Here is an 18,328-nt window from a genome sequence, read left to right as displayed (position 1 = left end):
CGAGGCGGTGCGCCAGGAAGATCGGGAGCGGCATCAGCGTCGGCGTCTCGTCCGTCGCGTAGCCGAACATCAGGCCCTGGTCGCCGGCGCCCTGCCTGTCGAGCTCGTCCCCTCCTTCACCTGCGGCGGCACCCTCGACCCGCTTCTCGTACGCCGAGTCGACACCCTGCGCGATGTCCGGGGACTGCGCGCCGATGGACACCGACACACCGCAGGAGGCACCGTCGAAACCCTTCTGCGAGGAGTCGTAGCCGATCTCCAGGATCTTGTCGCGTACGAGCCGCGCGATGTCGACGTATGCCGAGGTCGTCACTTCGCCCGCGATGTGCACCTGCCCGGTCGTGACCAGGGTCTCGACCGCGACCCGGGCGGCGGGGTCGTCGCTCAGCAACGCGTCGAGGACCGTGTCGCTGATCTGGTCGGCGATCTTGTCAGGATGTCCTTCGGTGACGGACTCCGAGGTGAACAGGCGTCGGGACATGACTCTCCTGAAGGGTGCGGACCTTGACGGCTTGTCGATGGTTGCCCGTGGTCACCAGCCTGTTCCGTGGCGTACCCCGCTTCAACACTGTCCGGTCCAGGACTGTGTCTGAATCTGCAAGCACGGCGCAGTAGTTGAGCGCGGGGAAAAGTGGACGTCAGAGTTCTGTCAAGGCTCGGTACGGAACTCACCCGGGGAATCCGGAATGGTGTGCACCGGAAATACGGCGCCCATTGCGTCAGGCCGTCCTGATGGTCTGCCGGTACCAGTGCGCCGCATGCTGGAACTCGGTGCGGAAATCACCGTCCGGAAAACGGCGGAGGTCGCTCCAGAGCGGCGCGCTGTCGAAGAAGTGATCGGTTGTCAGCATGTCCAGCGGGGTGGTCGACCGGCCCTGCCGGGCGAATATCGCCCGGGCCTCCCGCACGGTGATCTCCTTCTCGGGCCAGGAGATCCCGGCGCACTCCGCGACGGCGCGCAGGAGGGCGTCGGCCGTGACCGGCTCCGGGTGGGCGGCGTGGTAGACGGACGCGGTCAGCGTCGAGTCCGGCGCGAGCGCCGTGGCCACCAACAGCTCGGCCAGGACCCGCACCGAGATCAACGACATACGCGACGTCCAGCCCGCGACCCTGCCCGGCAGAACCCTCAGGACGGTCGCCAGCCCCGGCCCCACCCAGGTGTCGCCCTCCCCGATGACCAGGTGCGGCCGCAGCACGATGCCACCGGCCGAGAGAACGGCGTCCTCGGCGACGGCCCGGGTGCGCGAGGTGGCCGATCCCGGGTTCCGGACGAGGCCCTCCGGTCCACTGCCGCGGAAGGTTCCGCGACCGTAGACGGAGGCCGTGCTCAGGTGAACGAGACGCGAGACCCCCGCGCGGCGTGCCTCCGCGACGAGGGCCAGCGTGCCACGGGCGTTGACGGCCTCGTTGGCCTCCTCGCTGCCGCCGATCCGGGCGGCGCAGTGGATCAGGACATCGACGCCGTCGCACACCCCGCGCAGCGACGCGGGGTCGGCCAGATCGGCGGACACCGTACGCGGGCCCGCATCGGGCACGGGACGGCGGTGCGACATGAGTCGAAGATCGACAGGCCGGCCCGCCGCCTCCCGGGCGACACCGCGGCCCACGAATCCCGAAGCGCCGGTGAGCAGGACAGTGGGCATCAGCGCACTCCAAGAGGTCGGTGGCGTCAGTGGGTTCGGGGCCGCAGCAGGACTTCGGCGACGAAGACCGTCGCGTCCCGCTGCACGCCCTCCACCCGCACCCGTACGCCGCTTTCCACGTCACCGGACTCGACACGGGCTTCGATCCAGCACGGCGCGTCGAACTCGGCGTAGCGGGAGAAGGCGCTGGTCACCCCCAGTACCAGTGCGTCGGGCAGACCGACGACGGCATGGGCCGCCTGCCGGGCGGCCTCCAGCAGGACCATGCCCGGAATGTGGTCGACCGGATGGTCGAAGTACGTCGGGTGCGCCGTGTCGACCCGCAGTTCCCAGCGGCCCGCGGTGCCCGACGCGAGTTCGCCGAGCACGACGTGCCGGGGGCCGGTGCGACCCACCAGGGCCGCCTCGACGGCCGGCGGCTTGGGACGGTCGCTGCTGGTGGGACGGTTCCCCCGCAACCGCTGGTACACGTCCGGGCCGATGCATCTGAAGGCCGCCTCCGCGGTGCCCAGCGCCATGCCGCGGCGCAGCACTGTGATGCCGTAGCGCATGCGGGTCAGGGCGCCGTCGCGGCGGACGATGTCCCGGCATTCCGTGAGGAGTTCGATCTCGGTCGGGGCGGTGTCCATGACGAGCAGTTCGGGCTCGACGGCGATGGATATGTTCGCCATCAGGAAGTGGTGCCCGAAGGGAACTCCGAACTCGGTGTGGGCGAGCAGCGAGCCGACCTGACGCGCCGACTCGATCATGAGCATCGGGTCCTGGTGGTCGTCCTCGCGGGCGAACAGTGAGTGGCTGCGCGGCCACTGTGCTCTGACCACGAACTCGGCGGAGCTTGCGGAGCCGGCCGCTGCCACGGCCTCCCACCCGGTCAGGAAGACCTCCGACACGGCTGCGCGGTGGACGTACTCGCGCGGGACCGTCGTGGTCAGCCTGCGGTCCGGGGCATGCGGGGGATTCTCCGCTGCCGGGGAGTGCGTCTTGGGCAGTTCCTGGGCGAAGTGCGACATGTACAACGCTCCCGTCGGTCACTGACTGGGGGCACACCACGCCGCAGGTTGTCGACCGCCCCCCGTGGCCGACGACGAGGTACAAGATACAGACAGGTACGTGTGTTTTCAGGACCGATTAATCAGCCACTGCCTGCACTGACACGTCATTTCCTGCGGAATTGAAGATTCCCCCCACGCAACCTGGAGCGGATTCACTCTTCCGGACTCTTGACGCAACACACCAAGAGATACGTTGACAATCAGACAAGTCTGTTTGCTAATCTCCCACACGTCAGAGCTTCAGCAGTCCCCTGCTGTTGCGACTGTGCCCAGGAGGAGCAGATGAACCGGCAGGCCGTCGATCTACTCACCCAGAAGTCAGAGCGCAATCGCACGCACCGCACACCACCTGTCCAGCCCCGGACTCCGGCCACCCCACCAGTCGCCCAACCGGTCGCCCAACCGGTCGCCCAACCGAGAGAGGGGCTGCGCGTCCTGGTCGTCGAGGCCGATGCCCGAGCCGCCGACACCCTCCTCCAAAGCCTGGCCAGGCAGGGTTACTCGACCCAGAGCGTGGCCAACGGCGCCCAAGCGCTCCGCGAGCACGGCGAGGTCGACCTCGTCCTGCTCGACCTCGACCTCCCCGATCTCGACGGTCTCGAAGTGTGCCGAGGCATCCGGGCCGTCAGCGAGACCCCGATCATCACCCTCACGGCGCGCAACTCCGAGCTCGACCGAGTGCTCGGCCTCCAGGCCGGCGCCGACGACTACCTGGTGAAGCCGTACGGATTCCGGGAGTTGCTGGCACGGATCGAGGCCATAATGCGGCGCGTCCGCAGACAGGCGCCTCCCTCACGGATCGTCACCCACAGAGGGCTCTGCATCGACGCCGACGCACGGGCGGCGACTCTCGAAGGAGAACCCCTGGATCTGACCCGCAAGGAGTTCGACCTGCTGTTCCTCCTGGCCTCACAACCGGGCACTGTGATCGCCAGGCGCCAGATCATGGCCCAGGTCTGGGGTGACGCGTGGTCCCCTCGCGGTCGCACCGTGGACACCCATGTGGGCACTCTGCGCGGCAAGCTCGGTTCGAGCGACTGGATCCTCACCGTCAGAGGGATCGGATTCCGGCTGGGCCACGTCTAGCCGTGTCCGGCGGATCGGGTCGCGGGAGGGGAGCGGCGCCTCGTCGGCCGCCCCGTCTCCGCGGCTTGATCCGCCGGACAGGGATACAGTACAAACAGGTCTGTCAGGAATGAACCGAGCGAGGCAACAGCATGGCCAGGCAGGAACGGGGACAGCGCACACGCCACTGCATCCTGATGGCTGCGGCCGAGCTGTTCGACGAGCGCGGCTACGACTCGGCGAGCACCACCGACATACTGGCGCGAGCCGGTCTCACGCGCGGTGCGCTGTACCACCACTTCCCCTCCAAGGAAGCGATCGCCCTCGCTCTGCTGGACGCCCATGTCGAGGCCCTGCAGGTGGAGGACCAGCCGGTCAAGCTCCAGTCCGTGATCGACCTGACCCTCCGTTTCGCCCAGCGCCTCCAGCGCGACCCGGTGCTGCGCGCCAGCGTGCGGCTGTCCGTGGAACAGTCGTCCTTCTCCTCACCCCGCGTCGGCTACGAGCAGTCCATGGAGGTCATCCTGGGACTGCTGCGCCAGGCCGAGACACAGGGCGAGACGCTGCCCGGCATCGACATGAACGAGGCGGCCTCATTCATCGTCGGCGCCTACACCGGCATCCAGACCATGGCCCAGGCGTACAGCAACCGCGCGGACCTGCTCAGCCGGGTCAGCTCCCTGTGGCAGTTCCTCCTGCCGGGCCTGGCCACCCCGGGCCTCGTCGGGCGGCTGCGCACGACCCCGCCGTCCGCCGCCTGATGGTCATGGCCCGAATCCGCCCGTCAGACCCATCCGGCCACGGCTCGGACACCAAGTAGACGCCGAGGACGCCGACTTGACGGTCAGGCTTCACGGTCAGGCTTCACGGTCAGGTGGGAATCCGCGCGGTGCCGATCCCGCTGACCGTGTCGTACGAGCGCCGGTCGGCCGCCGCGTCCGGGGAGGAGAAGAGCGGACGCAGCATCGCCCAGAGCCGCTCCGCACTCCGGTCGCCCCACCACTCCGGGTTCACATGCCCCAGTTCCTCCAGCCCCGCCGTCATCACCACCACGAGATCGGCGAGATCCTCGGCCGGGAACACCGCCCCGTGCTGCACCTCGGTGATGCGCTCGCGAACCGCGGCCAACAACTGGTCACGCAGCCGGGGCAGCCCGAACGACCCGTCCGCGGCCAACCGCATTCCGGCCCGAACGACCTCGTTCGTACGCAGCATCGCCCCCAGGCCCATGAGGAATCGCTGCGGGGCGTCCGCCGACGGACCCTCGAACGCCTTGTCCACCAGCTCGAGGACCTGCTGGTGTGCCTGTTCGTACACGGCGGCGGCCAACATCGCGGTGGAGGAGAAGTGGTGGTACAGAGCCCCCCTGCTGACGCCGGCCCTCTGACAGACATTGACGAGACCGGCATCCGAAGGCTGACCGTCCGCGATCAGTTCAGCCATGGCATGGACAAGCGCTCGCCGGGTGCGGCGCGACCGAGTCTGCATCAGGGACTTCGCCCCCTCTTCTTCAAGGACGTGCGTAGACGTGGACGGCTCTCCCCCGCGTATGACGACCATCGGAACCATACAACCCTGCCTCGTTTTTGTCGCCCCTGAGACCGGGAACCGCGCAACCCTCAAGGCCGAAAACGCGTCCCGCCCCAAGCGGAATCCACTGGACAGGGGCTCCAGCCAGTGACGCAGCGGTGGAGGACCGAGCGGACCTTCGGCCGGTTCACGCAGTAGCGCCACACCGGTCCCCCCGCGCCGCGCCACCGAGGGCCGACAACCAGGCAAGCGCGATCGAACCGCTTGCGTCAATTCCTGCCGCACCCATTGACGCACCCACAGCGCATACATACCTTCCTCCGTCGAAGCGCTTCGACGCCGACCGTCGAATCGATTCGACACCCCATCCGACTCCCTTGGAGGCACTGGATGTTGACGGCACGAAGGCGTGCGACGGCTGCCACGGTGATGATCCTGAGCGGATCCCTGCTCCTGTCCGCCTGCGGCGGCAGCTCGGACAGCGGTGGCTCGGACGGCAAGACCCTGAAGCTCTGGCACTACGAGGGCCCCGACAGCGCGATGGGCGTGGCCTGGAACGAGGCCATCAAGGAGTTCAAGGCCCAGCATCCGGGCGTGAAGGTGAAGTTCGAGGAGAAGGGCTTCGAGCAGATCCAGAAGACGGCCCCGATGGTCCTCAACTCCTCCGACGCACCGGATGTCATGGAGTACAACAAGGGCAACGCGACCGCCGGCCTGCTCTCCAAACAGGGCCTGCTCACCGACCTCACCGCCGAGGCCAAGACGCGCGGCTGGGACAAGAAGATCCCGGCGAGCGTCGGCACCACGGACATGTACGACACCAACGGAGTGATGGGCTCCGGCAAGTGGTACGGCGTGACCGACTACGGCGAGTACACGATGGTCTACTACAACAAGGACCTCTTCAAGAAGTACAAGATCGCCGAGCCGAAGACGTTCGACGAACTCACCGCCGCCATGGACCAGTTCGTGGCGAAGGGCGTCACCCCGCTCGCCAACGCGGGCGCCGAGTACCCGGCCCAGCAGTACCTCTACCAGCTCGCGCTGTCGAAGGCCGATCGCGCCTGGGTCGACAAGTACGAGCTGTACAAGGGCAAGACGGACTTCCACGACGCGGCCTGGACGTACGCGGCGACCACCTTCGCCGACTGGGTGAAGAAGGGCTACATCGCCAAGACCTCCAGCTCCGTCAAGGCCGAGGACGCCGGGGTCTCCTGGATCCAGGGCAAGGCGCCGATCCTGTTCTCCGGCAGCTGGTGGTACGGCCGCTTCCAGACGGAGGCCAAGTTCGACTGGGACACGACCCTGTGGCCCGGCTCGAACCTCACCCTCGGCTCCGGCGGCAACATCTGGGTCGTCCCCAAGGGCGCCAAGAACAAGCAACTCGCCTACGACTTCATCGACATCACCCTGTCGAAGAAGATCCAGAACCTGATGGGCAACAAGGGCGGCATCCCGGTCGCGGCCGACACCTCCGCGATCACCGACCCCAAGTCCAAGGAACTCATCGCCAACTTCAACACCCTCACGGCCCGCGACGGCCTGGCCTTCTACCCGGACTGGCCGGTCCCCGGCTTCTACGACGTCCTCGTCTCCGAGACCCAGAAGCTGATCACCAGCAGCGAGAAACCGGACGCCTATCTCGGCAACCTGCAGAAGGCGTACGACAAGGGCGTTCCGTCGACATGACGGTCACCGCCGAGAAGGGCGCGCGGGCCGGCACCAGGCACCACACCACCGGCCCGCGCAGCCCCCGCCCCCGCAACTCGTACACCCTGTTCCTCCTGCCCGGCGCCCTGGCCGCGCTCGCGGTGATCGTCGTCCCGTTCCTGATGAACACGGCCGTGAGCTTCACCAGCTGGCAGGGCGTCGGCGACCCCAAGTGGACCGGCCTCGCCAACTACCGTGACCTGCTGGACGATTCGGAGTTCTGGGCGTCCTTCCGGCACAGCCTGTTCATGGTCGTGGCGATGGCGGCCGTACCGACGATCGTCGGCCTCGTCCTCGCCGCGGCCCTGTTCGACTACATCGGCAAGCACTTCGGCAGCCGTATCGCCTCGGTCCTCCGCGCCTGCTTCTACCTCCCGCAGGTGCTTCCGATCGCGGTCGCCGGCATTGTCTGGAGCTGGATCCTCGCCCCCGACAACGGCTCCCTCAACACCCTGCTGAAAGCGGTCGGGCTGGGCTCCTGGCAGCAGGACTGGCTCGGCGACCCCGACATCGCGCTCTACAGCGTCATGGCCGTCATGGTCTGGGTCCAACTCGGCTTCCCGCTCGTGGTGTTCATGGCCGGGCTGCAACGCGTCGACCCACAGCTCTACGAGGCGGCCGAACTGGACGGCGCCGGCTGGTGGCGCCGCTTCTGGCACATCACGCTGCCGCAGATCCGCCCCGAGATCTACGTCGTCCTCACCTGGTGCACGATCGCCGCGCTCAAGGTGTTCGGCGCGGTGTACGTCCTCACGAAGGGCGGCCCGGGCGGCGCGACCGACGTGCCCTCCTACTTCTCCTTCACCACGTTCTTCGAGAAGACCCAGGTCGGCTACGGCGCCGCGATCTCCACGGTGCTGACCGTGATCATCCTGGTGCTCTCCTTGGTCTTCCTCAAACTCCAGACCCGCGCGGAGGAAGGTGACCGCGCATGACGACCGCCCTGCGCCGCTACCCGGTGCTCATCGCCCTGTGCATCGCCGCCCTCTTCATGGTCGTCCCGTTCCTGATCGTCCTGATCAACGCCGTGAAGTCACCGGCCGAGTACTCCGAACACGGCCCGCTCAGCCTCCCCAAGGGTCTCTACCTGGACGGCCTCAAGGACTTCTGGCAGCGCGTCGACTACGGCCAGAAACTCTTCAACTCGGTTCTGATCAGCGGTTCGGTGGCCGTCCTCGCCGCCGTCCTCTCGGTCCTCAACGCGTATGCGATCGGCATCGGCCGTATCCGGGGCCGTACTTGGGTCCTGGCCTTCTTCGTCCTCGCCAACATGCTGCCGCAGGAGGCGCTGGTCTACCCGATCTACTACCTGAGCAAGCAAGTCGGCCTGTACGACACCAGGTTGAGCGTCATCATCGTCTTCACGGTGATTCAGGCGGCGTTCGGCACGTATCTCCTCTCCTCCGTCCTCGGCCAGTTCCCCCGCGAGATCATCGAGGCGGCCCGGATCGACGGCGCCAACAAGTGGCAGGTGCTGTGGCGGATCGTGGTCCCGGTCAGCCGCCCCACGATCGGCGTCCTCCTGGTCTTCTTCTTCATCTGGACCTGGAACGAGTTCCTGCTCCCCCTGGTCATGCTGATCTCCAACGACAACCAGACCGTGTCGGTGGCCCTCGGCGTCCTCCAGGGCCAGCGTCTGATGGACGCCACGATGACCAACGCGGCTGCCCTGCTCGGTGTGTTGCCCGCCATCGTCTTCTTCCTCGTCTTCCAGCGGACCCTCACGCGCGGCATCGCCGTGGGCGCCGTCAAGTAGTAAGGGGACCCCCACGTGAAGTTCACCGACGGCTACTGGCTGCTGCGCGAGGGCGTCACCGCCGCCCACCCGGTCGAAGTCCTCGATGTCACCGCCCCCGACGGCGCGCTGGAGATCCACGCGCCGACCGTCCCCATCCGCCACCGCGGCGACCTGCTGAAGGGACCGGTCGTGACGATCAGCGCCCACGCCCCGATGCCCGACGTCATCGGCGTCACCTTCACCCACTTCGAGGGCGAACAGCCGCGCGGCCCCCAATTCGACGTGCGGACCGAGGACTTCGCCGTCCACACGTCCTACGACGACGAGCGCGCGACCCTCACCTCAGGCGCACTGTCGGTCCAGGTGGCCCGCACCGGGCCCTGGCACGTCGACTTCCTCGCCCACGGCCGCACCCTCACCGGCAGCGGCCCCAAGGGCATGGGCATCATGCGGGACGCGACCGGCGCCCACTATCTGCGCGAGCAGCTGGGGCTCCAAGTGGGCACCTCCGTCTACGGACTCGGCGAACGCTTCGGCCCGCTCGTCAAGAACGGCCAGGTCGTCGACATGTGGAACGCCGACGGCGGCACCGCCACCGAACAGGCCTACAAGAACGCCCCCTTCTACCTCACCGACGCGGGCTACGGCGTCTTCGTCGACCACCCCGGCCGAGTCTCCTTCGAGGTCGGCTCGGAGGCGGTGTCCCGGGTCCAGTTCAGCGTGGAGAGCCAGCAGTTGACGTACTACGTCATCTACGGCCCGACCCCCAAGGACATCCTCCGCAAGTACTGCGCCCTCACCGGCCGCCCGGCGCTTCCGCCCGCCTGGTCGTTCGGGCTGTGGCTTTCGACGTCGTTCACCACCTCCTACGACGAGGAGACGGTGACGTCCTTCATCGAGGGCATGCGGGAGCGTGAACTCCCGCTGTCCGTCTTCCACTTCGACTGTTTCTGGATGCGCGAGTTCAACTGGTGCGACTTCCAGTGGGATCCGCGGGTCTTCCCCGACCCGGAGGGCATGCTCGCCCGGCTGAAGGACCGCGGCCTGCACATCTGCGTCTGGATCAACCCGTACATCGCGCAGCGCTCGCCGCTCTTCGCCGAGGGCAAGGCGCTCGGGCATCTGCTGCGCCGCCCTGACGGCAGTGTCTGGCAGTGGGACCTGTGGCAACCCGGCATGGCCCTGGTCGACTTCACCAGTCCGGCCGCCCGCGACTGGTACGCCGGCAAGCTGGAGGCACTGCTCGCGCAGGGCGTCGACTGTTTCAAGACCGACTTCGGCGAGCGGGTGCCGGTCGACGTCGCCTACGCGGACGGCGCGGACCCCGAGCGGATGCACAACTACTACACCTACCTCTACAACCGCACGGTCTTCGACGTCCTGCGCAAGCACCGCGGCGAGGGCGAGGCGGTCGTCTTCGCCCGCTCGGCCACAACGGGCAGCCAGAAGTACCCCGTTCACTGGGGCGGCGACTGCGAGGCGACCTACGAGTCGATGGCCGAGTCGCTGCGCGGTGGCCTCTCCCTCGGTCTGTCCGGCTTCGGCTACTGGAGCCACGACATCGGCGGCTTCGAGGGCACCCCGACCCCCGCCCTCTTCAAACGCTGGCTGGCCTTCGGTCTGCTGTCCTCCCACAGCCGCCTGCACGGCAGCTCGTCGTACCGAGTCCCGTGGCTCTTCGACGAGGAATCCGTGGACGTACTGCGGCAGTTCACCCGCCTGAAGCTGAGCCTCATGCCGTATCTCTACGAGACCGCGCGCACCGCCTCCGCCGAGGGCGTGCCGATGATGCGGGCGATGGTGCTGGAGTTCCCGGACGACCCGGGGTGCGCGCATCTGGAAAGGCAGTACATGCTCGGCAGCGATCTGCTGGTCGCGCCGGTCTTCAGTGACGAAGGGGACGTCTCCTACTACGTCCCCGAGGGCACCTGGACCCACTACCTCACCGGCCGCACGGTCACCGGACCGCGCTGGGTGCGCGAGAAGCACGGCTTCGACAGCGTGCCGCTCCTCGTCCGCCCCGGCGCGGTGATCCCGGTCGGCGCGGTGACCGACCGGCCCGACTACGACTTCGCCGACGGGGTGACCCTGCGGGCGTACGGCCTGGAGCGGGGCGCGCAGGTGACGGTGCCGGTCGGCGACGTGACCTTCACCGTCGTACGGGAGGGGGACACGCTCCGGGCGTCCTGCAGTGACCCGTCCGTGGCGTGGACGCTGGCCGCAGGGGAACGGTCGAAGTCGGGCAGCGGGTTCCTGACCCTGGAGCTGGGCTGATGGTGAAGATCACTGATGTGGCCCGGCACGCCGGGGTCTCCCCCAGCACCGTGTCGTACGCGCTGAGCGGCAAGCGCCCGATCTCCGAGGAGACCCGGCAGCGCGTCGAGTCGTCCATCCGCGAGCTGGGCTACCGGCCGCACGCCGGTGCCCGCGCCCTGGCCAGCAGCCGCTCCAACGTGCTGGCCCTCGTCATCCCCTTACGCACCGGCATCCACGTCCCCGTGGTCATGCAGTTCGCGATGTCGGTGGCGACCACGGCCCGCCGCCACGACCACGACGTACTGCTGCTCACCCAGGAGGAGGGCGAGGAGGGCCTGCGGCGGGTCGCGGACTCGGCACTGGTCGACGCGATGATCGTGATGGACGTCCAACTCGACGACCCCCGGCTGCCGTTGCTCCGTTCCCTGGACCGGCCGTCCGTGCTGATCGGCTTCCCTGCCGAGGCCGACGGGCTGACCTGTGTCGACCTCGACTTCAAGGCGGCCGGTGAGCTGTGCGTGGAACGGCTCGCGGGGCTCGGGCACCGGGTCGTCGCCCTCGTCGGGTCACCGCCCGAGGTGTACGTCCGCCGAACCGCCTTCGCCCAGCGCGTCGTTCAGGGCTTCACGGCCGCCGCCGACCGCAACGGGCTCACGTCCTGCGTCCATCCCTGCGAGCCGGCGCCCGCCGCGGCAGCCGCCGTAGCGGAGCAACTGCTGCGTGAACAGCCCGCGTTGACCGGAGTCGTCGTCCACAACGAACCGCTCCTGGAACCCCTCGTCGACGCCTTCGAGCAGCTCGGTCTGCGCGTCCCCGGCGATCTGTCGGTCACCGCGATCTGCCCCGACGAACTCGCCGAGTCCGTACGGGTCCCGGTCACCTCGGTCGCGCTGCCCGCCGCCGAACTCGGCTCCAGGGCGGTCGAGTTGCTGATGAAGAAGCTGGGCGGCAAGACCGTGCCCGACGCGACGCTGCTCACACCCCGGCTGACGGAGCGCGCGAGCACGGCACCGCGCAACGCGCCCTGATCTCACCACCGTTGGAGCAAGGCCCTACCCGAAGGAGCCGCGACATGGAAGGCAAGAGAAGAAGTCACAGAACAGGCCACAGAACCACGCTCGCCGTGGCGTTCGCACTGATCGTCGGCCTGGGAGCGACGGTCCCGGCGACGGCCGACACCCCCTACCCCTTCCGCGACCCGACTCTCCCCGTCAGCAAGCGCGTTGACGACCTGCTCGGCAGGCTGACCCTGGACGAGAAGATCTCCCTCCTCCACCAGTACGAGCCCGCGATCCCCCGCCTCGGCATCCAGTCCTTCCGCACCGGCACCGAGGCGCTGCACGGCGTCGCCTGGCTCGGCAAGGCCACCGTCTTCCCGCAGGCGATCGGACTCGCCTCCACCTGGGACCCGGCCCTGATGGAGCAGGTCGGCTCGGCGGTCGGCGACGAGGCCCGCGGCTTCCAGCAACAGCGCCCGGACGGCTGGGGGTTGAACCTCTGGGCCCCGGTGGTGAATTTGTTGCGGGACCCACGGTGGGGCCGCAACGAGGAGGGCTACAGCGAGGACCCCGAACTGACCGGCGCCCTGTCCACCGCCTACGGCGAGGGCCTGACCGGCGGCGACCCGAACCATCTCAAGACGGCCCCCACCCTCAAGCACTACCTCGGCTACAACAACGAGGTCGACCGCGCGACCACCTCCTCCGACCTGCGTCCACGGGTGGAGAAGGAGTACGACGAGGCCGCCTTCAAACCGGCGATAGCGGCGGACGCGGCGACGGGCGTGATGACGTCGTACAACCTGGTCAACGGCCGCCCCGCCACGGTGAATCCGGACCTGGACGACGTGGTGAGGACCTGGACGGGCCAGGACCTGCTGAACGTCACCGACGCCTTCGCCCCCGGCAACCTCGTCACTCCCCAGCAGTACTACCCCACGATCGCGGAGGGCGACGCGGCGGCGCTCAAGGCGGGTGTCGACAGCTTCACGGACAACAGCGCCGACCCCGGCCCGACCACGACTGCGATCAACTCGGCGCTGCAACAAGGCCTGTTGAAAGTCTCGGACATCGACAGAGCAGCTTCGGACATCCTCTCCGTCCGCGTCCGGCTCGGCGAGTTCGACCCTGGCGGCGGCACGTACGGCTCGATCGACGCATCGGTCATCGACAGCCCGGCGCACCGGCAGCTGGCACGCAAGGCGGCGGCCGAGGGGACGGTACTGCTCAAGAAAAGTGAGTCACTGCCACTGAAAGCGACACAGAGAAACGTGGCAGTGGTCGGCCCCCTCGCCGACACGCTCTACACCGACTGGTACTCGGGCACCCTCCCCTACGCCGTCACCCCCGCACAGGGCATCGCCTCGAAGCTGGGAACGGGCGTAGCCACCAGCGAGGGAGTCGACCGCATCGCCCTGCGCGACACGGCGACCGGCAAGTACGTCACGGCCGGCACCGGCGACACGGGCGCCCCCTTGCAGGAGACCACCAACACCCCGACGACCACAGCCCAGTTCGACGCCTTCGACTGGGGCTCGGGCATCGTCACCCTGCGATCGGCCGCCAACGGCAAGTACGTCGGCTACAACTGGTCCAACTTCGTCAACGACCAGACCCAGCCCAACGGTTGGTACGTCCAGCAGCAGTTCAAACTGGAACAGCAGGACGACGGAACGTACTTGCTGAGATACGCGGGCTACGAGACGGCCGAGTCCTGGTGGTCGAGCCCCGTTTACCTCGGCCCGACCGACGCCAACGGCACCCTCGGCCTCGTAACGAAGGACCAGGCGGCGCACTACGCGAAGGACGTGGTCCGCAGCGGAGTCGCCGACGCCGTGGCCGCGGTGAAGGGCAAGGACACGGCGGTCGTCGTCATCGGCTCGATGCCGTCGATCAACGGCCGCGAGGCCCACGACCGCACGGACATGTCCCTGGCCCCCTCGCAGGAGGCCCTGGTCAAGGCCGTCCACCAGGCCAACCCGAAGACGGTCGTGATCGTCGAGAACAGCTATCCCACCACGCTGGGTGCTGTGCAGAAGGAGGTCCCGGCGCTCCTCTGGACCTCCCACGCCGGCCAGGAGACGGGCAACGCCCTCGCCGACGTCCTCTACGGCGACGTCAACCCGTCGGGCCGCCTCACCCAGACCTGGTACCGGTCGGAGGCCGACCTCCCGTCGATCCTCGACTACGACATCATCAAGTCCGACCGCACCTACCAGTACTTCCAGGGCACACCACTCTACCCCTTCGGCTACGGCCTCTCGTACACGACCTTCCGCTACGGCACCCTGAAACCCGTCGCCGGCGGCTACGAGGTCCCGGTCACGAACACCGGCACACGCGCGGGCGACGAAGTCGTACAGCTCTACACGCACCAGCGCACGTCCCGCGACAAGGAACCCCTGAAGCAACTGAAAGCCTTTCAGCGGGTATCTCTCAAACCCGGCGAAACGAAAACGGTCCGCCTGAATCTCCGGCAGCAGGACCTGGCCCACTGGGACGTCACGCGCTCGAAATGGGTGGTGGAATCCGGCACCTACGACGTCATGGCCGGAGCCTCTTCCGCCGACATCCGCACCCGTACGACCTGGCAGGTCCACGGAGAGACCGTCCCGCCCCGGAACCTGTCCCGAACGACCCGCGCCGAGAACTTCGACGACTACTCCGCCGTCCACCTCGTCGACGAGTCCAAGGCGAGCGGGACCGCGGTGCGCTCGGCGGCGGACGGCGCGTGGCTGAAGTTCGCGGACACCCGACTGGGCGCGGGCGCAACGAGGTTCACGGCCCGGGTGGCGGGAACGGCAACCGGCACGATCGAGGTCCGGCTGGGTTCGCCGACCGGCAAGCTCCTCGGTACGGCGCAGACGGACGGGACGGCATCGCCGTACGACTACAAGACGGTGACCGCCGACCTTTCGAGCGCGGCGAAAGGCCGTACTGACGTGTATCTGGTCCTGAGTGACGGTCTGCGACTGTCGACGTTCTCGCTCAAGTGAAAGGAAAAAGCCCCCTGCTGCCGAAGCAGCGGGGGGCTTTACCCACATGGGATGAGTGGAGATGGCGGGAATCGAACCCGCGTCCACCGGTGCAGAATCAGGGCTTCTCCGTGTGCAGTTCGCTGTGCTTTTCTCGGCCCCGGCAATCACGCGAACAAGTCGCCGACGGGCCCAGCCACTGTTTGATTTCCCACCGGACCCCGTGACCGGGCCCGATGGTTTAGTTCCCTAGATTATGCCAGGGTCCGGGTCGGGAACATCCCCGGTCTGACACCCTTTTAGGGTCCTTCAGTCGCTGTTATTAGGCAGCGAGGGCGAAGGACTGGGAATCGCTCTTGGAATTGGCGATTATTGGTTGCGACATATGGTTAACGAGATCATTGCCGCTTCCTCGACACGCTTCACCTGCTTCGACAGCCGCTGTCGAAACCGATCATCCCCATGTTGTTTTTTCAATGAGCACACCGGTCGCCCGGTGCTGATGCCATCCTACGTGACCAACGCACGCCGATGCCACCGTATTCCCCGTGGCTACTGGCCCCGCTGCTTCCGCTTCGCGGCGGCGATCGCGCGGTCCGACTCCCGGCGGTCCTGCTTCTCGCGCAGGGTCTGCCGCTTGTCGTACTCCTTCTTGCCTCGCGCGAGCGCGATCTCGGCCTTCGCCCGGCCGTCCTTGAAGTACAGGGCGAGGGGCACGATCGTGTGACCCGTCTCCTCCGACTTCGACGCCAGCTTGTCGATCTCCTCGCGGTGCAGCAGCAGCTTGCGCTTGCGGCGGACCGTGTGGTTCGTCCAGGTGCCCTGGCTGTACTCGGGGATGTGGGCGTTGTGCAGCCACGCCTCACCCCCGTCGATCTGGACGAAGCCGTCCGTCAGCGAGGCGCGCCCCTGGCGCAGCGACTTGACCTCGGTGCCGGTCAGGACGAGCCCGGCCTCGTAGGTGTCGACGATCGCGTAGTCGTGCCGGGCCTTCTTGTTCTGCGCGACGATCTTGCGCTTGCCGTCCTTGGCCTTCGCGGCCCCGCCGCCCTGCTTGGGCTGGGACTCCTTGGGTACGTACATTCCCTTGCTCATAGTGCTGACCATTTTCGCACTACGAGGGGGTACGAGGGAAAGGCGATTACGGACGGCTCCCAGAAACGCTTACGACGCGTCCCCGAGCCCGCTCAGTACGGTCTCGGCGCGTTCTACGGCGGCCTGCCCCTGCACGGTGACATCGAGGTCGGGGGTGATGCCCCGGCCGTCGACGGTGTGACCGGAGGGGGTGCGGTAGTGGCCGACGGTGAGTTCGGCGACGACACCGTCCGGGAGTTGGCTCGGCATCTGGACCGAGCCCTTGCCGAAGGTCCTGGAGCCCAGGACGACCGCACGGCCGCGGTCCTGGAGGGCGCCGGTCAGCATCTCGGCCGCGCTCATCGTGCCGCCGTCGACGAGCACGACCAGGGGTCTGGTGGTGTCGCCGTCGGTCGCCGCGTGCAGGACCTGCTGCTCGCCGTCGACGTCGTACGTCGCGACGAGGCCGCCGTCGAGGAAGGCGGAGGCGGTGGCGGTGGCCTCGGCGACCAGCCCGCCGGAGTTGCCGCGCAGGTCGAGGATGAACCCGGAGTCGGCGGGAGCCTGGCGTACGGCGGCGCGGACTATGTCGCCGACGCCCTTGGTGAACGCGGCGATCCTGATGACGGTGACCTCGTCGTCCGGCCTGGTGACGGTCACGGAGTCGGTGGAGAGGCGGGCGCGCCGTACGGTCTCGCTCCACGCGTGCGTGCCGCGCTCCAGTCCGAGGGTGACGGTGGTGCCGGCGGCGGCGTCCTGGGCGTCGCCGCGCAGTAAGGCCACGACCTCGGTGACGGGTTGTCCGTCGACGTTCTCGCCGTCGATCGTGCGCAGCCGGTCGCCCTTGCGGACCCCGGCGGTGGCCGCGGGCGACCCGGACTGCACCCGGGTCACCTCGATCCGGCCGTCCCGCTCCCGGCGGGCCCAGAGCCCGACGCCGGTGTACTGGCCGTCGAGGGCCTCCTCGAACTCCTCGTACTCCCCCTGGGAGTACACGGCACCCCACCGGTCCCCGCTGCGGCTGACGGCACGCTCGGCGGCCTCCATGGGCGACTTGCCGTCGGCCTTCGCCTCGGCGGCGGCCTTCGCGACGTCCTCGTGCCGCGCGACGGGCGCCGAACGGGCCGTACCGGACGCCGATCTACGGTCCGGCCGGCCGGGTTCCTCGAACGACCCGGTCGCCGCACCGGCGACCAGCACACTCGCGAACACCAATGTCAGGGCCGCCCCGCGGCGGATGCGGCGGGGCTGACAGAACAGGTCGCGGCCTGACATGGCGGTGAGTCTAGGACAACGGGAAGGGCCGCACGGGCGGTTGCCCGTACGGCCCTCTTGGCATGCGTCACACCTTGAGGTACTTGCGCAGCGCGAAGAACGCTGCCAGCGCGGGCATCAGGAGGCTCGTCGCGAGGATGAGCGGGAGCTTGGTGAGGACGGCGTCCCAGCCGATGAAGTTGATCAGATTGAGTTTGTGGGACAGGTCCAGGCCGTGGTCGATGATGAAGTACCGGCCGATCACCAGGAATCCGCAGGCGACCGTGCCGCCGATCAGCCCGGCGACGGCGGCCTCCATGATGAACGGGGCCTGGATGTAGAAGCCGGACGCGCCGACCAGCCGCATGATGCCGGTCTCACGGCGACGGCTGAACGCCGAGACGCGCACCGTGTTGACGATCAGCATCAGGGCGACGACGAGCATGAGGGCCATGACCGCGCGGGCGGCCCAGTTCATGCCGTTCAGGAGGCCGAAGAGGTTGTCCAGGATGCCCTTCTGGTCCTGCACCGACTGGACGCCGTCACGGCCGTCGAAGGCGGTCGCGATGACCTGGTACTTCTGCGGGTCCTTGAGCTTGATGCGGTACGACTCCTGCATCTGGTCCGGCGTCAGCGAACTGGCCAGCGGGGAGTCGCCGAACTGCTGCTTGTAGTGCTTGTACGCCTCGTCCTGCGACTCGTACGTGACCTTCTGGACGACCGACATCTTGTCGAGGTCGGACTTGATCTGCGCCTTCTGGTCGTCGGTCACCGCGCCCTTGGCGCAGTTGGGGTCGGACTCGGCGTCGCTCTTGTTGCAGAGGAAGATCGAGACGTTGACCTTGTCGTACCAGTAGCCCTTCATGGTGGTGACCTGGTCGCTCATCAGCAGCGAGCCGCCGAAGAGGGCCAGGGACAGGGCTACGGAGACGACGACCGCGAAGGTCATCGTCAGGTTGCGGCGGAGACCGACACCGATCTCGGACAGTACGAACTGGGCGCGCATGGCGGCTTCTTCAGGCCTTTCCGTGGA

At 67.9% G+C, this 18,328-nt stretch carries 15 protein-coding genes and 1 other RNA gene; 8 read left to right on the top strand and 8 right to left on the bottom strand.

Annotation, left to right across the window (positions count from 1 at the left end; genetic code table 11):
* The 3 genes from AB0I51_RS40620 to AB0I51_RS40610 all read right to left on the bottom strand — a co-directional run.
* Nucleotides 1–481: S-adenosylmethionine synthetase N-terminal domain-containing protein (locus tag AB0I51_RS40620; RefSeq protein WP_362983413.1), on the bottom strand; the 481-nt coding region annotated here is incomplete at its 3' end.
* 238 nt (nt 482–719) lie between these two features.
* Nucleotides 720–1,643 (bottom strand): NAD-dependent epimerase/dehydratase family protein, encoded by a 924-nt coding sequence (locus AB0I51_RS40615; RefSeq protein WP_362983412.1) that lies wholly within the window; start codon nt 1,641–1,643, stop codon nt 720–722.
* A 26-nt stretch (nt 1,644–1,669) separates the two neighbouring features.
* Complete coding sequence (locus AB0I51_RS40610; RefSeq protein WP_362983411.1) at nt 1,670–2,653, bottom strand: ScbA/BarX family gamma-butyrolactone biosynthesis protein; 984 nt, start codon at nt 2,651–2,653, stop codon at nt 1,670–1,672.
* Nucleotides 2,654–2,977: 324 nt separating this feature from the next.
* On the opposite strand from AB0I51_RS40610, the gene AB0I51_RS40605 reads away from it, so the two are divergent.
* Nucleotides 2,978–3,781 carry a response regulator transcription factor gene (locus tag AB0I51_RS40605; RefSeq protein WP_362983410.1) on the top strand — a complete coding sequence of 268 codons (804 nt, stop codon included), beginning with the start codon at nt 2,978–2,980 and terminating at the stop codon, nt 3,779–3,781.
* A gap of 131 nt (nt 3,782–3,912) precedes the next feature.
* Nucleotides 3,913–4,521: a ScbR family autoregulator-binding transcription factor gene (locus AB0I51_RS40600; RefSeq protein ID WP_362983409.1), complete on the top strand. Its 609-nt coding sequence runs from the start codon at nt 3,913–3,915 to the stop codon at nt 4,519–4,521.
* Nucleotides 4,522–4,630: 109 nt separating this feature from the next.
* Here AB0I51_RS40600 and AB0I51_RS40595 read toward each other — a convergent pair whose 3' ends face one another.
* Complete coding sequence (locus AB0I51_RS40595; protein WP_362983408.1) at nt 4,631–5,203, bottom strand: TetR/AcrR family transcriptional regulator; 573 nt, start codon at nt 5,201–5,203, stop codon at nt 4,631–4,633.
* A 477-nt stretch (nt 5,204–5,680) separates the two neighbouring features.
* Here AB0I51_RS40595 and AB0I51_RS40590 point away from each other — a divergent pair, with 477 nt between their 5' ends.
* The 6 genes from AB0I51_RS40590 to AB0I51_RS40565 all read left to right on the top strand — a co-directional run bounded on the left by AB0I51_RS40590 (nt 5,681) and on the right by AB0I51_RS40565 (nt 14,988).
* The gene (locus AB0I51_RS40590; protein ID WP_362983407.1) at nt 5,681–6,979 is read left to right on the top strand and encodes an extracellular solute-binding protein; all 1,299 of its coding nucleotides are present in this window, start codon (nt 5,681–5,683) and stop codon (nt 6,977–6,979) included.
* Nucleotides 6,976–7,935: a sugar ABC transporter permease gene (locus AB0I51_RS40585; protein ID WP_362983406.1), complete on the top strand. Its 960-nt coding sequence runs from the start codon at nt 6,976–6,978 to the stop codon at nt 7,933–7,935. The genes AB0I51_RS40590 and AB0I51_RS40585 overlap by 4 nt, the downstream gene beginning before the upstream one ends.
* Nucleotides 7,932–8,756, top strand: a complete 825-nt coding sequence (locus tag AB0I51_RS40580; RefSeq protein ID WP_200711918.1) for a carbohydrate ABC transporter permease — start codon at nt 7,932–7,934, stop codon at nt 8,754–8,756. Before AB0I51_RS40585 ends, AB0I51_RS40580 begins: the two co-directional genes overlap by 4 nt.
* A gap of 15 nt (nt 8,757–8,771) precedes the next feature.
* On the top strand, nt 8,772–11,012 hold the full coding sequence (gene yicI, locus AB0I51_RS40575) for an alpha-xylosidase (RefSeq protein WP_362983405.1): 2,241 nt from the start codon (nt 8,772–8,774) through the stop codon (nt 11,010–11,012).
* The gene (locus AB0I51_RS40570) at nt 11,012–12,022 is read left to right on the top strand and encodes a LacI family DNA-binding transcriptional regulator (RefSeq protein ID WP_362983404.1); all 1,011 of its coding nucleotides are present in this window, start codon (nt 11,012–11,014) and stop codon (nt 12,020–12,022) included. Before yicI ends, AB0I51_RS40570 begins: the two co-directional genes overlap by 1 nt.
* Nucleotides 12,023–12,117: 95 nt before the next feature.
* Nucleotides 12,118–14,988 carry a glycoside hydrolase family 3 C-terminal domain-containing protein gene (locus AB0I51_RS40565; protein ID WP_362983403.1) on the top strand — a complete coding sequence of 957 codons (2,871 nt, stop codon included), beginning with the start codon at nt 12,118–12,120 and terminating at the stop codon, nt 14,986–14,988.
* Between the two features lie 53 nt (nt 14,989–15,041).
* Here AB0I51_RS40565 and ssrA read toward each other — a convergent pair.
* The 4 genes from ssrA to ftsX all read right to left on the bottom strand — a co-directional run bounded on the left by ssrA (nt 15,042) and on the right by ftsX (nt 18,301).
* Nucleotides 15,042–15,429: a transfer-messenger RNA gene (gene ssrA / locus AB0I51_RS40560) on the bottom strand.
* 90 nt (nt 15,430–15,519) lie between these two features.
* Nucleotides 15,520–16,062, bottom strand: a complete 543-nt coding sequence (gene smpB, locus AB0I51_RS40555) for an SsrA-binding protein SmpB (protein WP_362983402.1) — start codon at nt 16,060–16,062, stop codon at nt 15,520–15,522.
* Nucleotides 16,063–16,131: 69 nt separating this feature from the next.
* Nucleotides 16,132–17,316 (bottom strand): S41 family peptidase, encoded by a 1,185-nt coding sequence (locus AB0I51_RS40550; protein WP_362983401.1) that lies wholly within the window; start codon nt 17,314–17,316, stop codon nt 16,132–16,134.
* A 67-nt stretch (nt 17,317–17,383) separates the two neighbouring features.
* Nucleotides 17,384–18,301: a permease-like cell division protein FtsX gene (gene ftsX, locus AB0I51_RS40545; protein ID WP_019065988.1), complete on the bottom strand. Its 918-nt coding sequence runs from the start codon at nt 18,299–18,301 to the stop codon at nt 17,384–17,386.
* Nucleotides 18,302–18,328 lie beyond the last annotated feature (27 nt).

Source organism: Streptomyces sp. NPDC050549, assembly GCF_040655035.1.
Lineage (GTDB): Bacteria > Actinomycetota > Actinomycetes > Streptomycetales > Streptomycetaceae > Streptomyces.
Note: the sequence above shows the minus strand (reverse complement) of the source record. Positions and strands in the feature narration are given on the sequence as shown.

Excerpts from the sequence above, each read along its gene's own strand:
- AB0I51_RS40605 (WP_362983410.1), top strand. The coding sequence starts at position 2,978 with ATGAACCGGCAGGCCGTCGATCTACTCACCCAGAAGTCAGAGCGCAAT.
- AB0I51_RS40615 (WP_362983412.1), bottom strand. The coding sequence starts at position 1,643 with ATGCCCACTGTCCTGCTCACCGGCGCTTCGGGATTCGTGGGCCGCGGT.
- AB0I51_RS40595 (WP_362983408.1), bottom strand. The coding sequence starts at position 5,203 with ATGGCTGAACTGATCGCGGACGGTCAGCCTTCGGATGCCGGTCTCGTC.
- AB0I51_RS40550 (WP_362983401.1), bottom strand. The coding sequence starts at position 17,316 with ATGTCAGGCCGCGACCTGTTCTGTCAGCCCCGCCGCATCCGCCGCGGG.
- ftsX (WP_019065988.1), bottom strand. The coding sequence starts at position 18,301 with ATGCGCGCCCAGTTCGTACTGTCCGAGATCGGTGTCGGTCTCCGCCGC.
- AB0I51_RS40570 (WP_362983404.1), top strand. The coding sequence starts at position 11,012 with ATGGTGAAGATCACTGATGTGGCCCGGCACGCCGGGGTCTCCCCCAGC.
- AB0I51_RS40610 (WP_362983411.1), bottom strand. The coding sequence starts at position 2,653 with ATGTCGCACTTCGCCCAGGAACTGCCCAAGACGCACTCCCCGGCAGCG.
- AB0I51_RS40590 (WP_362983407.1), top strand. The coding sequence starts at position 5,681 with ATGTTGACGGCACGAAGGCGTGCGACGGCTGCCACGGTGATGATCCTG.
- smpB (WP_362983402.1), bottom strand. The coding sequence starts at position 16,062 with ATGAGCAAGGGAATGTACGTACCCAAGGAGTCCCAGCCCAAGCAGGGC.
- AB0I51_RS40585 (WP_362983406.1), top strand. The coding sequence starts at position 6,976 with ATGACGGTCACCGCCGAGAAGGGCGCGCGGGCCGGCACCAGGCACCAC.
- AB0I51_RS40600 (WP_362983409.1), top strand. The coding sequence starts at position 3,913 with ATGGCCAGGCAGGAACGGGGACAGCGCACACGCCACTGCATCCTGATG.
- AB0I51_RS40580 (WP_200711918.1), top strand. The coding sequence starts at position 7,932 with ATGACGACCGCCCTGCGCCGCTACCCGGTGCTCATCGCCCTGTGCATC.